Annotated in this window: 9 protein-coding genes; 4 read left to right on the forward strand and 5 right to left on the reverse strand. The window is 44.1% G+C overall.

Features of this window, described 5'->3' with window-relative positions; translation table 11 throughout:
- Window positions 1–275: 275 nt before the first annotated feature.
- Both HMPREF9420_RS08760 and HMPREF9420_RS14880 read left to right on the forward strand, forming a co-directional pair.
- Window positions 276–536 (forward strand): hypothetical protein, encoded by a 261-nt coding sequence (locus HMPREF9420_RS08760; protein WP_007135256.1) that lies wholly within the window; start codon window positions 276–278, stop codon window positions 534–536.
- A 372-nt stretch (window positions 537–908) separates the two neighbouring features.
- Window positions 909–1,031, forward strand: coding sequence for a hypothetical protein (locus HMPREF9420_RS14880; protein WP_257898616.1), 123 nt, complete (start codon window positions 909–911; stop codon window positions 1,029–1,031).
- An 87-nt stretch (window positions 1,032–1,118) separates the two neighbouring features.
- On the opposite strand, the gene lacZ4 is transcribed toward HMPREF9420_RS14880, so the two are convergent.
- The 5 genes from lacZ4 to HMPREF9420_RS13545 form a co-directional block, all read right to left on the reverse strand.
- Window positions 1,119–3,197: a beta-glucuronidase LacZ4 gene (gene lacZ4 / locus HMPREF9420_RS08765; RefSeq protein WP_007135257.1), complete on the reverse strand. Its 2,079-nt coding sequence runs from the start codon at window positions 3,195–3,197 to the stop codon at window positions 1,119–1,121.
- A 17-nt stretch (window positions 3,198–3,214) separates the two neighbouring features.
- Window positions 3,215–5,143 carry a heparinase II/III family protein gene (locus HMPREF9420_RS08770; RefSeq protein WP_187116447.1) on the reverse strand — a complete coding sequence of 643 codons (1,929 nt, stop codon included), beginning with the start codon at window positions 5,141–5,143 and terminating at the stop codon, window positions 3,215–3,217.
- A gap of 80 nt (window positions 5,144–5,223) precedes the next feature.
- Window positions 5,224–6,927, reverse strand: a complete 1,704-nt coding sequence (locus HMPREF9420_RS08775) for a RagB/SusD family nutrient uptake outer membrane protein (RefSeq protein WP_007135259.1) — start codon at window positions 6,925–6,927, stop codon at window positions 5,224–5,226.
- Between the two features lie 12 nt (window positions 6,928–6,939).
- Window positions 6,940–10,122: a SusC/RagA family TonB-linked outer membrane protein gene (locus HMPREF9420_RS08780; RefSeq protein WP_007135260.1), complete on the reverse strand. Its 3,183-nt coding sequence runs from the start codon at window positions 10,120–10,122 to the stop codon at window positions 6,940–6,942.
- A 681-nt stretch (window positions 10,123–10,803) separates the two neighbouring features.
- Window positions 10,804–10,998 (reverse strand): hypothetical protein, encoded by a 195-nt coding sequence (locus HMPREF9420_RS13545; protein WP_081457462.1) that lies wholly within the window; start codon window positions 10,996–10,998, stop codon window positions 10,804–10,806.
- 459 nt (window positions 10,999–11,457) lie between these two features.
- Here HMPREF9420_RS13545 and HMPREF9420_RS08785 point away from each other — a divergent pair, with 459 nt between their 5' ends.
- Both HMPREF9420_RS08785 and HMPREF9420_RS08790 read left to right on the forward strand, forming a co-directional pair.
- The gene (locus HMPREF9420_RS08785; RefSeq protein ID WP_248628134.1) at window positions 11,458–12,942 is read left to right on the forward strand and encodes a sulfatase; all 1,485 of its coding nucleotides are present in this window, start codon (window positions 11,458–11,460) and stop codon (window positions 12,940–12,942) included.
- Between the two features lie 94 nt (window positions 12,943–13,036).
- The gene (locus HMPREF9420_RS08790; protein WP_044079198.1) at window positions 13,037–14,218 is read left to right on the forward strand and encodes an anaerobic sulfatase-maturation protein; all 1,182 of its coding nucleotides are present in this window, start codon (window positions 13,037–13,039) and stop codon (window positions 14,216–14,218) included.
- The last annotated feature ends 15 nt before the right edge of the window (window positions 14,219–14,233 follow it).

A 14,233-nucleotide genomic window follows, 5' to 3' on the forward strand; every position in this document is an offset into this window, starting at 1 on the left:
CAAACAATACGTTAACCCAGGGTAGCCTGCACTGTCGTTTGGCAACCCTGGGCTATCAAAGGCGCAACACCTACGGCGTTGAAACATAATTTTCGTAACACCATTTCCATCGTTTCATGCAGTAAAATGTGGCAAATCATACACCTATTTACCATAACTCATTTTACGCTTTATTATCAATAACACCAACATTTCTGGTTACTCCTCAAACTACTCCCTCCATTTTCATAGCTAACAACTCCCCTCCCTCTTCGGGGAACCATAGGTCGCTGTTCATGAAGCCTGCGAAACGAGGAAAGCAAAGGGCAGGGGGAGAGGCTTTGTTTGCCTTACACTATTTCACCTTTTATTATCAGCCACGCCTTGCCCATAATTATTTCACCACGCAACTCGGTACGAGTTGTTCCTTTGATAGCCCGGGGTTGGCGAGGAACGAGCCTACCCCGGGTCAACGTTTGCAAGGGGATTCAACGCCATCGGTGTTGAGCTTTTTCTATGAAGTCACGCTTACAATGAAACCTTTCATGGCGGATTAATCAAAAAAAGCGCAACACCTACGGCGTTGTTCCACGCACAATATACGTTAACCCAGGGTAGCCTGCACTATCGTTTGGCAACCCTGGGCTATCAAAAGCACAACACCTACGGCGTTGAAACGTTTATTCCATAATATGAATTACGTTATCTCGCGCCAGAATACATGGCGGATTAATCAAAAAAAGCACAATACCTATGACGTTGTTCCCCATACAACATACATTAACCCAGGGTAGCCTGCACTATCGTTTGACAACCCTGGGCTATCAAAAGCGCAACACCTACGGCGTTGAAATGTTCATGTCATAGCGTGATTGACAGCAATATACGCATGAATACATGTTGGATTACGTCGAAAAAGCACAACACCTATGGCGTTGTTCCCCATACAACATACATTAACCCAGGGTAGCCTGCACTATCGTTTGGCAACCCTGGGCTATCAAAAACACAATACCTACGGCGTTAAAACATTCATATCATGGTGTGATTAACGACAATATATACCTAAACTCATGACGGATTACGCCAAAAAAACACAACGCCTACGGCGTTGAAACCTACATTCTACACTATGATTTTTATAATTTTGGCTCACACATGACCTCATATTCGTCGCTCACCTGCTTGCCATCTTTCGTACCTTTAGCCACAATGCGGTTTAATCCAGGCTGAAGTGTGACATGGAAGGTGCAGAGTGAGTTGTCGTTGGGCGTGAGAGAAGCCTGTTGTTTGCCATTAACCGAGAGCACAACCGATTTACAATTGGAGAACACCCATAGCTCGTTATTAGCCTTTTCGCGTTTTGTTATGCGCTTGCCAGCAATATATACCATTGCTTCGGGATTCCAATTAGCCTTATAAAAGTAATAGGCGTCCTTCTTGATACGGCGATCATACGTCACAAGTCCTTTGTCGTTGATGCCTGGGCGGTCACCTTCCGTGCGGTGAGCAGCACCGAAGTCGAACATGTTCCATACGAAAGAACCCCACAGATAAGGCCGATGTGAGAGGATATCCCAATTGCGAATGTGATAGAAAGTCTGCCAGTTCTCGGGATGCCACCAGCTATTTGGCTTTGGCTGTTGCAACGAATCTTGTTGATGATTGACTGAAGCGCCGGCACCATACTCACTGATTCCGATGCAGAGTTGAGGGTGTTTGGCGTGCATTTCGTCAAGGAAGGTGGCCAAAGTAGATGGTGTTGAGCCATACCATCCATCGTAACGGTTCCATGACATCACGTCAGTAATGAAGTTCATTTGCCCCATTTGGTTGCTTGCACAGGTAGTAAGTCGCGTGCTATCTTCGGCATGTGCCAGTCTGTTTAGTTCTTGAATATAGTCTAACGGGTTATCACCTTCGTACTTAAGTTCATTGAATAAGCCCCAAAAACAAATGCTTGGATGATTGAATTGCTGGCGAATGAGCTCAATAAGTTGCTGTTTTCCATTATCGCGGAAAGCCTTACTGTCTACAAATCCCTTATCAGCGTAACCGCCAGGACCTACAAATGGAATCTCAGCCCACGTCACAATGCCGGCCCGATCCATTTGTTCATAGGTGTAAGCCGCGTGAGGATAGTGGGCCAAGCGAACGGCGTTGACGCCCATTTCGCGCATGAGTTTAACATCTTCTGCAATGTTTTCGCGTGTGATGGCATTGCCAACAACGGCTCTATCCTGATGTTTGCAAACACCATGTAGGGGAAGATGTCGACCATTGAGAAAGAAACCGCGTGATGGGTTGACTTGAAAACTGCGTAAACCCAAGGGTTGTTCCACCTCATCGAGTAGTCGATTGCCTTGTCGTAGGCTCACTTTCACCTTATACATAAATGGGTCTTCGGTGGCATTCCATAGGTGTGGGCGATGCAAGGTGAAGGGAATGGTGTGGCGTTGTAGCATAGCTTGTGCCTCAAGCGCCAATGTTTTTTGTTGTTTTAAGACCGACTTTGTACCGGCAAACACCTCTATCGACACATCGACAGCTTGTTTGTTATGAGTAGGATTGTCTATAATCACATCGGTTTGCACATCAGCTTGTTGTGCATTTACCTTCGTTTGGCGCAGATAAATGCCTGGCGAGGCATAGTCAAGTGGCGAGATGCAGATGCTGTCTGTAAGCAAAAGAGCAACTTCTCTGTATATTCCGCCATAGAAATTAAAGTCACCTACGAGTGGCATTACGTCCAATTGTTCGGCATTATTGACGCGAACGAGTAGTTGGTTTTGGTCACCATAGGTTAACTTATCGGTCAATTCGAAGATGAAAGCGCCATAACCTCCGCGATGTTCTCCTATGTGTTTGCCATTCAAAAAGAGGTTAGTCACGCTGTTGGCCCCTTCAAATCGTATGAAGATGCGTTTGCCTTTCCACGATAAAGGCACGTTAAGAGTGCGACTATAATTGCCGATTCCGCGTTTATAATCAGGCTTTCCACTGAGTGCATCAACGGCATTCCATGTGTGAGGGAGCATCACTTTGCGTCCACTTTCCTTTTGAACTTCGTGAGAAAACCTGAATAACCAGTTGTCATTGAGCGGCAAAATGGAACGTTGAGCCATAGAGAACGTGGCGACACATATAAGTGATAACAGCAAAATCAGCCTTCGATTGAGACTGATTTTGTTGTGGTTTGGAGTATTAGGAGTGTACATATACATTGTGTTTTAAGTTATTCTTGGGTCAGTGTGCAGCGGTATTGGCCACGCAATGCTTGGTCGTTGGCAGTTAGTGTGATGCGATAGACACGCTCACCCCATACCTTCGAAAGCCTTGGGTCGGTGAGTTCGATAGGTGTTATCGTAGGCGTGAAGACACGAGCATCATAGTTCAACGTTGCTTTTACCTGCTTGATATGCAGTTGAATACATCCCTTTTCGCGAACTTTCACGTCGCCCCAGGTCATGAAGTTCAACTGGTTGGGAGCCTTTTTCGCACTAAGTTGGAAGTCGTCTGTAATCACCAATTGTTTGTTTTGTAGCGCATAAGCCCGTGTCCAGCGTTCAACAGCAGTCTCTTTTGGATAGGCCTGAGCGATGTCAACACTGAAACTGAATCGCTTTTTATCGACAGATGGGTTCATGGAATGATATTGAATACCATTGTGTTCTGACTGCCCATTGATGATAGGTAGATTGTGATAATCACTTTGCATCGTCCAAATCGTGTAGCGTTCGCTGCTGAATGTTTTCTTTGTATAAGTGCCAACGCCGACATCTATGAGTATAGGTAGGTTGTCAATAGCCAGAATACATGAGCCAATGTCATTGTGATTGTGGCTTTCATTGTTGTGCCCTCCCTTTGCCGCGAGAAACAGATTACCGCGTCGGATGTAACAAAACTCCGTCTGAGGGAACCATGAAAAGTGGGGTGGACGATAGCTAATCTTCTCTTGTTTCAATTGAGATTGGTAACGAATGTTTTGGAGTTCTTGGAACAGATCGAGCCAACTTGCAGGCAGTTTTGGTGGGAAAGCCTTTGCACGTTGAGCCGCCATACCTCTCATTTCGGGGCTGTTGACAGCCAAACCATAGCGATAAATGAGCATCGTATTGAGGTCGTTGGCTCGTGCAGAGGCATCAGCGAAGTTGACAACCCATTCATTTCCGATGGTCGAAGCAGCGATATATTCGCCCATTTTCTTAACTAATGGTGCGTCGAAGAGATTGACTTTATTTCCTGTAATGAGTGAAAGTGCGGAGAGATATTCAAAGAGTTTGCCTGCCGCATGGCCCCAATAAGAAGGTCCTTCCTCACAAGCGCCGTCGCTTTTCACGTAGTTTAAGTATTCATCTACAGACTGCATGGAAAGCCAAATGGCCTTAGTGAGCACCTCGGGATTATCTTCTAACAGCATGAAACATAACAAAGCATTGGCATTACACCATGGAGTCCAGTTGTTAAGTAGGCGATCTTGCTTATAGTTTCGAGCCATCCACCAAAAGTCATTGCGTTGAATGAAGGGGTCAAGTTCGCGTCGTTGCAATTCAAAACGTAAGCGATTGGCAATTATTGGGTCTACTTTGTCAAACTGATCTCTCATGAAATAATACGTCCAAGAGAGTAATTGTGCGACGTCACCTTGACGTAATTCCAAGATGCTTTCACGGTAGTCAGGGAGTGCTCTCTTGCTTTTCTGATAGGCAGAGAGGTGAGCTGATTCCGCCCATGACGTCATTTCACAGAAGTACATTGCACCATTTATCAAGTCGTTTACAAAGCGTCCGCGTCCTTCTGCGAGTTCCGCGACAAGCAGATTACACATGACATTGATGTTCCGATTGTATGGTTTCTGCATGGTGTTTCGGTTACCTGATCGTTCATAGTCTAAGTAATCAGTAGCCCGAACGACTTGCCATTGGTAGTCAAGTAAAGGCTCTGCAGCCTCTATAATGGCTTGTTTCTCTCCCCCAAACAGCGTGTCCCAACCAGCTCGATCAGCATATTTTGGGAAAGGAACCCATTGTTGTTGCATCACAAGTGAACGTCGAATGAGTGCCTCAGTAGCATGGTTTTGCAATAGGTTTCGTTGCTCATAGGCTTGCGAAGTGCAGAAAACCATGATACACATCCAAGCAATGAATATCGTTTTTTTAATCATATCATCCTTTAATTCAAAAGATTCCCGCTCAGATTCACATCTCTCGGGAATCGTCATTCATGTACATATATAACCTAAAACTACCAATCTTGGTTCTGCGTAAGGTTGCCGTTCTTTTCTATTTCGTCGGCAGGTATCGGCCAAAGATAGTCTCGTTTTGTCACAGAACGTGTGTAACGAGGCTTTCCGGTGATATCTTTTTCCTCACGTTTATTAAGAGTTTCCAACATGTTCCAACGTTTTAAGTCACTGAAACTCCAGCCTTCTCCCGCTAACTCTACAGCTCTTTCATGACGTATTCTGCTGAAAACTTCATCCTTAGTTGTAGCATTTAAATAGGTGGGGCCACTGTTGATGGCTGGCATTTCAACTCCTTTTCGTGCACGAACTTGGTTGATTAGTGCCACAGCTTCAGTCTGATTGCCCAATTCATTTTGGCATTCCGCCATCATTAATAGTACATCTGCATAGCGGATTAGAGGGAAGTTGATAGGTGTATCCGCTCTATTGTTGATGCCACCTCCCATATTTCCTTCGGGAACGAACTTGCGCCAGAGGTATGTTTCGTAGTTCTGATTGACACGAATATAGCCTTTTCCACTCATGATAGAAGGCGCAATAACGAATTCACAGTCTTCAATTGCGTTGGCATACCAGCCGGTATAGCGCGTGTAAGGCAAGATAACAGTCATATTCATGCGTGGATCTCGCTCTTGATACATTTGTAAGAGCTTTGCCTTTGCTTCTGGATAAGCCTTCACTTTGCCTTTTTCGAGGGTAGAACGGAACGTCTTTATCTTAATGTTGTTATTCGTTTTAATGCCTGGAAACCAATCATCCCAGTCGAAAGGACGCCCATCTTTGTACTCGTAAGTATCCACAAAATGAGGTGAAACCATTACATTGTTCCAACAACTTCCAAAAGATTCTCTCGTACCCATATAGAAACACATCGGCATTCCATGGTCCGTTCCGACGCCACCCATGTTTTGTATGGCGAAGATCATCTCCGAACTCTCGTCTCCTCCGGGCTTAAACAGGTCGGCATAATTGTCATATAACGCATACTTTCCTGACGAAATAACTTGCTGGAAGCAATCTTTTGCATGCTGATAGTCCTTTGCATAGAGGTAGACTTTACCCATTTGAGCCAATGCTGCGTATTTCGTTGCACGCCCATAATTAGCTTTATCCCACGCTTCGGGAAGTTTATCAGCGGCTTCTTTGAGGTCTTTGAGGATGAAAGCACGCACATTTTCAATGCTCTCTCGCTTGTTTTTCATCTCACTATAGCTTTCACTTACGATGACACTCTCGTCATATATGGGCACACCTCCAAAGAAATCCATCAGTGTAAAGTAGTATAAGGCACGCATAAACTTAGCTTCTGCCTTATATTGTACTTTCAATTCATCGCTCATTTGGCAGCGATCTACATTTTGAAGAACACCATTTGCACGTGCGATTCCTTCGTAAAGGTTTTGCCATTTCCCTAACACGCGACCATTCTTTACGTCATAAGTGCCTCTCTGTATAGTCTGATAAGACTGCGGATCATATCCCATTGCGATGCCACCTAAGCCATCCATGGCGAACTGTAGACCGAAAACGTCTTCCTTTTGCATTTGATTGTAGACGGCCATCATAGCCTCTTTAGCATGTTCTTCATTACGATAGAACTTCTCATTACTAAGCTGATCGCCTGGGAAACGATTCAAATCATAACAGCTTGACAATGATAATGTCATTGCAAATGCAACGAATGATATATATTTTAGTTTCATGTTTGCTTATATTTAGAATGATACATTCAGACCAATTACAGCTTGTTTCATTGAGGGATAAGCCATTCCACTAACTTCTGGGTCAAATCCTTTGTACTTAGTAAAGGTGAAGAAGTTCTCCAAACTGCCGTAAATGCGTACTCTTTCAATGTTAAGTTTCATCGTTAATGCCTTAGGAAGCGTGTAGCCTAATTGCACATTGCGAATCTTTAAGAAGCTTTTGTTCTCTAAATAAAAGTCACTTAACTTCGTGTTTTGCTCGTCCTGATAGTCTACAAGACGTGGATAGGTGGCGTCAGTACGGCCTTCTACCCATCTGCCATCAGCGACTTCTTTGTTGATTTGATATCCAAATCTCACGGTAGGAGTATTATATGCCGCGTGCTGCCAATAGACTTTAGCTCCGAAAGCGCCTTGAATCAGCGCCGAAAAATCAAAGCCTTTCCACGCCATATTAAGGTTTACACCCATCATAAACTTAGGATTCGGACCATCACTAACAATCTCTTTGTCGTTGTTGTTAATGATTCCGTCGTTATTTATGTCTTTATAGAGCAGGTCACCCTTCTTTGGTGTGCCGAAGGCGGCAAACGGATTAAGTTTATTTCCGTCTGCACCTGTGGGGGCATTATCAATGATTTGCTGAACGCGTTGCATGTCTTCATCTGTTTGAAGCAAGCGGTCAACGCGCAAAAGATATTGAGAATTGATGCTATATCCTTCCCAAATGAGGTTCGCTCCGCTAATAGCCATGCCACCTTTATCGGTTCCTTTGAACTTGTTTACTTTGTTCTTGATATATGTAAAGTTTGCCGTTGCGCCATAGCTAAAGCCATTCACCTGGTCTTGCCAACCCAAAGTGAACTCCAATCCATGGTTTGTCACAGTGGCACTATTTACCTTTGGTAAGCTCGTTGTACCATGAACAGCTGGTGCCGGCAGGTCAATGAGGATGTCAGTTGTACGTTTATTGAAATAATCTAAAGTTCCAGTAAGACGATTATTGAACCATCCGAAGTCCAAACCAACGTCAAATACCTTAGTGCTTTCCCATGTAAGTAGACTGTTGGCCAAGGCTATTTGCGCCATACCTGTTACCATAGTGTTGCCTAAAACATAGTTTAATGCACCCTTGTCACTCGTGTAAAGTGACTGTGAAGCATAGTTACCCACGTTATTGTTTCCAAGAGAACCATAGGAAACGCGAAGCTTAAGATTGCTCAACTTGCCATTAAACGCACCCTCCATAAACTTCTCTTGGTCCATGCGCCAAGCCGCAGAGAGTGATGGAAAGTATCCCCATCGCTTGTTTTTCAAGAAGCGTGACGATCCATCGGCCCTGAGATTGAACTCTAATAGGTAACGATCTTGCCAGTTAAGGTTTAGTCGACTGAAGACAGAACGCATGGCCCATTCTGATATTCCGCCATTAGCGCTGGCCTGACCTGTGGCACCATCAAGCACATTCATGCCCAAATCAATCATATCTTGCTTTGTAACATGAAGATTCTTTGCCCGATATAGTTCCTGGCTTGCACCGAGCATATAGTCTAAAGTGAGGCTGTTCTTGAAGAACTTATGGTGATATCTCAACACAGCATCATTGAAATAACGTTCTATTTTGTTATCTTCATTGGTGATGTTAAACTTTGTTTTGGTGGTATAAGTGACTTGATCGGTCAGGAAGTTCCAGCCTTCTAACAACACGGGTTTACGCATGATGTCTTCGTCAACCAATTCATACGAATAGCTCAAAGCAAGCGAAAGTCCTTTCAAAGGCTTAATCGTTGCAAGGAAACGAGGGTGGAAATTGTTCTTGCGATCAGTGCCATCCCATTTAAATGCGCGTATCAATGGGTTGTTGTTTGCACTTTGTGCCGCGTCTTCATCATTGTTCATAGCGCCAAATCTGCCATCGGGTGCACGGAAAACCATGCCTGGTGTCGTTGCAGAAGTATAGGTAAAGACGTTTGAAATCTCATGATATCCCGGCTGCATATCTGATACATACCCGCTCACTTGAATGCCGATGTTCAACCATTTGGCTACGTCGGCGTCGAGATTCAGGCGGCCATTATACTTCGTAAAGCCCGAATTATACATCACACCAGGATTGTTCATGAAGCCAAATGAGCCATAGAAGCGTATCTTGTCAGAGCCTCCAGAAACCGAAATGACATGATTTGTTGAGGCTGAGCTTTTGAAAGTCTCGTCAATCCAGTCGGTATTAGGATATTTTAGAGGGTCTTTTCCAGCGTCATTACGCCAGGCATCAATCATCTTTTGACTGTACAAAGGTTTCTTTCCGCTATTCGTGTAGCCCTCGTTAATTAGCTCCATGTAGTCAGCATAATTGGAAACAGGTGTCATTGTCTTGCGAATCGACTCGAAAGAAACATAACCATTGTAGTCCACTTTAATCTTTCCACTCGCTCCTGTCTTAGTAGTGATGAGCACAACTCCATTAGCTGCCCGTGAGCCATATATGGCAGCAGAGGCTGCATCCTTTAGAATTGAGATAGATTCTATGTCTTGTGGGTTCACCGTATTAATGCCAGCTTCCGATCCATCGATAATAATCAGGGGCGCAGATGAGTTTAATGTGCCCTGACCTCGCACTAAAATAGAAGCATTATCGTCTCCCGGTCGGTTGTGATTAGAGGTTACTGAGACGCCGGCGGCTAAGCCCGCAAGTGCTTGAGAGACATTGGTTAGAGGACGACTCTCGGCAAGTTTCGACACGTTTATAGACGAAACAGCGCCTGTCATGTTTACTTTCTTCTGGGTACCATAGCCTACTACGACGACCTCATTGAGCAGTTTGTTGTCTTCTGCCAATGTAATCGTTACCGATTTCCTGCCTCGTAGTTTCACCTCTTGTGTCGTATAACCAATGTTGGACACAATAAGTGTGGCATCAGCCGACTTCACTTTTAGTACAAATTGGCCGTTAAGGTCGGTCACACAGCCATTGGTTGTTCCCTTTTCCAACACAGTTGCGCCAATCATCGGCCCCATGTTGTCAGACACACTACCTGTGATAGTCACCTGATCTTGTGCTACTGACGACGGCATTCCACTCTTATCAGCGGCCCAAACCCTACCATCGTGCGCATGAACTGACATTGAAGTCAGGGCAAGCGACGTACAGAATAGGGCTTTTTTCCAAGCTACTTTGCTGCTTTTAATTCTCATAAAGTATATAATTGTTAGGTTGATTAGTCAAGGAAATCTGATAGATTATCACAGGTTTTCAGTCGCAAATATAGTGGTTTTACGATGAATAGCATAGTAAAATAGTTCAAAAAAAGTTCAATTCCGTACAGAAAGAATAGTTTTATCCCGTTTTCTCATGTCCTGATTCAATTTTTATTGCAGTTCCCTCCGAATGACTTCATTCAACGACTTTTTGTGAAGTAGATTATCATGTGATTTGCCCCATATATAAAAAAGGTGGGGATTACATGGCCTTTTACGCTATTCTAAACCATGCCCTAATGGTGATTTAAGAGGGAAAACACAATCACCATGACATTATTTCTCTGCAATCTATAATAATTTTATATTTGTCGAAGTGGCAACGCTATAAGCATTGCGTCATTATAACATTCACCATGGGCGATGTGTTCATGGGAATGTTGACATATTTTGCTATTTATTTATTCGTATTTTGGTATTAATTGTATTATGATATGAATGTTTCAACGCCGTAGGTGTTGCGCTTTTGATAGCCCAGGGTTGCCAAACGATAGTGTAGGCTACCCTGGGTTAACGTATGGTGTGTGGGGAACAACGCCGTAGGTGTTGTGCTTTTTTAAATTAATCCGCCATAAAAGGGTTCATTGTAAGCGTGCCTTCACAGAAAAAGCTCAACACCTACGGCGTTGAATCTCCTTGCGAACGTTTCCCCGGGGTAGGCTCGTTCCTCGCCAACCCCGGGCTATCAAAGGAACAACTCGTACCGAGTTGCGTGGTGAGAATATTCATGGTGGCGGATACATTCATTGGAATATTGACATAAAACTTACATTGTTGCATCGTTATAATATTTGCAATGGCAGATACATTCATTGGGATATTAACACAATACCTTTGGCATTGCGTATTAGGATATTTGTAGTCGCAAATGGGTTAATTAGGGGTGATGACATTGTTGATAATTAATGGTAAAATGGTTTGGGACATTTCATCGTGTAAAGTGAGGCATTTTACACAACAATTTGCGTCATTTCACCGGGTAATCTGCGTCATTTCATGCGGTGAACTGCCTGAGATTATATTTAAAAATGTGTCATTTGTTAAATCCGTTCATTTTGATTACAAAATCGTTCAAAAGTATATTACTTGTTGGTTACCTTGCTTTTTTTGTGTTATCTTTGTGGAGTCATAAGACAAAACGATAAAACATAAAATCAAAATCAACAGACTTTAAATCCTATACTCTTTCAAATGAAAACCTCATCTTCTACAAATCTCTGCCGCTATTCCGTTGCTTTATCTGGCGTTTTCTTTGCCTTCGGCTCATCGGTAATGGCGAAAGACGATGCTTCGGAACGTCCAAACATCATCCTTTTTATGGTAGATGACATGGGCTGGCAAGACACTTCGCTTCCCTTTTGGACGCAACGCACCATGTATAATGACCGATATGAGACCCCTAATATGGAGCGACTTGCATCGCAAGGTATGTTGTTTCGTCAGGCCTATGCATGTCCAATTAGCTCGCCAAGTCGCTGTAGTTTGATGACGGGTAGTAATGCAGCGCGCCATAAAGTGACTAACTGGACGTTGGAAAAGAACGTGTCAACAGACCTCAAAGACAGTCTTTTGACTTTGCCAGATTGGAACTATAATGGCATCAGTAGAGTGGAAGGAGAACGCAATACGTATCGCGCTACATCGTTTGTCAACCTGCTTCAGGCTGCCGGTTACCACACTATACACTGCGGAAAGGCTCATTGGGGCGCACGAAATACGCCTGGCGAGAACCCCACGCATTGGGGATTTGAGGTCAATATCGCGGGAAGTGCGATAGGAGGACCAGCTACTTACCTTAGTGAACGATGCTATGGGAATGCGGAAAACAATGGAAAGAGTCACCGAATGGCTATTCCGGGACTGGATAATTACTGGCATTCGGGCGTGTTTCTCACTGAAGCTTTGACGCGCGAAGCACTCAAATCATTAGATCAAGCCAAGCAATATCATCAGCCATTCTACCTCTATATGTCTCATTATGCGGTGCATATTCCTGTAGATAGAGACCCTCGTTATTATGCGAAATACCTCAAAAAGGGACTTAGTGAGAAGGAAGCGGCCTATGCTTCTCTTGTGGAAGGGATGGATAAAAGCCTTGGAGATATCCTCGATTGGTTAGATAACAACGATGAAACTCGACGCACTATAGTCATCTTTATGAGTGATAATGGAGGCTATGCAACAGGGAAACAGTGGCGTGATGAGCCGCTTTTTACGCAGAATTATCCGTTAAAGTCGGGCAAAGGTTCTATGTATGAAGGAGGTATTCGCGAGCCAATGATTGTGCGATGGCCTGGAGTTGTGAAGCCAAAGAGCGTGTGTTCACAATATGTTATGATAGAAGATTACTTCCCAACGCTACTCGAATTAGCCGGTGTTAAGCATTATAAGGTGCCGCAAAAGGTTGATGGTAAGAGCTTCGTTCCATTGTTGAAAGGAAGTGGAGACCCCTCACGTGGCCGACTGTTAGTGTGGAATTATCCTAATGTTTGGGGCAATACAGGCCCTGGAATCAGTCTGAACTGCGCCGCACGAGAGGGTTCTTGGAAGCTCATTTATAACTATAAGACGCATAAAAAAGAGCTTTATGATATCCCAAATGATATTGGAGAAGCCCATGATTTGGCTGAAAAGTATCCGTCGATAGTGCGGAAACTATCGTCAAAGCTTGGGCGATATCTTCGTAAAGTGAATGCACAGAGGCCATCAGTAAAGGCTACTGGTGAGCCATGTCCATGGCCAGATGAGGTTAAATAAAGGCGGATGAAGGGGTGAAATGTTTGCATATAACGCATTTTTTTAGTATCATTGCACCCTCGGAAAATATCTTTCAGCATTTAAATTGAAATCTATGGCCACTATATCTCCTTTTGCTCGTCCGCTATATGTAATGTTAAAACCCGTTGGAGCGGCTTGTAACTTGGCGTGTGATTACTGCTATTATCTTGAAAAGTCAAATCTTTATAAGCAGCAATCGCATCGAATCATGACGGATGAACTATTGGAACGCTTCATCAAAGAATACATTGAAGCGCAAACAATGAATGAAGTGCTCTTCACTTGGCATGGTGGTGAGCCGACACTTCGACCGCTTTCGTTCTATCAAAAGGCTGTAGCCTTGCAACAAAAATATGCTCGTGGTCGCCGAATTGATAATGCTTTGCAAACCAATGGCACCTTGTTGACCGATGAATGGTGCCGTTTTCTCAAGGCAAACAATTGGCTTGTAGGCATCTCTATCGATGGACCTGCTGAGTTTCATGACCGATATCGTCGTGACAAGCGTGGCGAACCATCGTTTGAAAAGGTGATGAATGGCATACGATTACTCCAAAAACATGGCGTGGAATGGAATGCAATGGCCGTTGTCAACCGCTATAATGCCGATCATCCAAAGGCATTTTACGACTTCTTTAAACGTATAAACTGCCAGTTTATTCAGTTTGCTCCCATCGTGGAACGCATCATGCCACACGACGACGGACGTCATCTTGCGGCCTTGGGTGAGGCTGCCGGTGAGATGGTTTCTGACACTTCGGTCACTCCCGAGCAATGGGGGACCTTCCTTTGTGGCATCTTTGACGAGTGGAAAAAGGCCGATATAGGTAAGGTTTTCGTTCAAATCTTCGACAGTATGCTGGCGAATTGGGTTGGTGTTATGCCCGGAACGTGTATCTTTTCAAAGGAATGTGGCCACGCAGGTGTTATGGAATACAATGGAGATGTATACTCGTGTGACCACTTTGTCTTTCCCCAATACAAGTTAGGCAATATCTATCAGCACACGTTATTAGAGATGTTGTATGGTGAAAAGCAACGACACTTCAGCCAACTCAAGTATAATCGTCTTCCACGTCAGTGCAAAGAGTGTCGTTGGGCCTTTGCCTGTCATGGCGAATGTCCTAAGAATCGTTTCCTCAAAGACCGCTATGGGAATCCTGGTTTGAATTATCTTTGTGCGGGTTATCGCCGCTTTTTCGAGCATATTGCACCGACAATGGAAGAGATGAAGAAGCCTTTTATGACACGGTAAAAGGCTCTTTCCTCT

The sequence above is a fragment of the Segatella salivae DSM 15606 genome, from assembly GCF_000185845.1.
Lineage (GTDB): Bacteria > Bacteroidota > Bacteroidia > Bacteroidales > Bacteroidaceae > Prevotella > Prevotella salivae.

Excerpts from the sequence above, each read along its gene's own strand:
- HMPREF9420_RS08760 (WP_007135256.1), top strand. The coding sequence starts at position 276 with ATGAAGCCTGCGAAACGAGGAAAGCAAAGGGCAGGGGGAGAGGCTTTG.
- HMPREF9420_RS14880 (WP_257898616.1), top strand. The coding sequence starts at position 909 with ATGGCGTTGTTCCCCATACAACATACATTAACCCAGGGTAGCCTGCAC.
- lacZ4 (WP_007135257.1), bottom strand. The coding sequence starts at position 3,197 with ATGTACACTCCTAATACTCCAAACCACAACAAAATCAGTCTCAATCGA.
- HMPREF9420_RS08770 (WP_187116447.1), bottom strand. The coding sequence starts at position 5,143 with ATGATTAAAAAAACGATATTCATTGCTTGGATGTGTATCATGGTTTTC.
- HMPREF9420_RS08775 (WP_007135259.1), bottom strand. The coding sequence starts at position 6,927 with ATGAAACTAAAATATATATCATTCGTTGCATTTGCAATGACATTATCA.
- HMPREF9420_RS08780 (WP_007135260.1), bottom strand. The coding sequence starts at position 10,122 with ATGAGAATTAAAAGCAGCAAAGTAGCTTGGAAAAAAGCCCTATTCTGT.
- HMPREF9420_RS13545 (WP_081457462.1), bottom strand. The coding sequence starts at position 10,998 with ATGAATGTATCTGCCATTGCAAATATTATAACGATGCAACAATGTAAG.
- HMPREF9420_RS08785 (WP_248628134.1), top strand. The coding sequence starts at position 11,458 with ATGGCGAAAGACGATGCTTCGGAACGTCCAAACATCATCCTTTTTATG.
- HMPREF9420_RS08790 (WP_044079198.1), top strand. The coding sequence starts at position 13,037 with ATGGCCACTATATCTCCTTTTGCTCGTCCGCTATATGTAATGTTAAAA.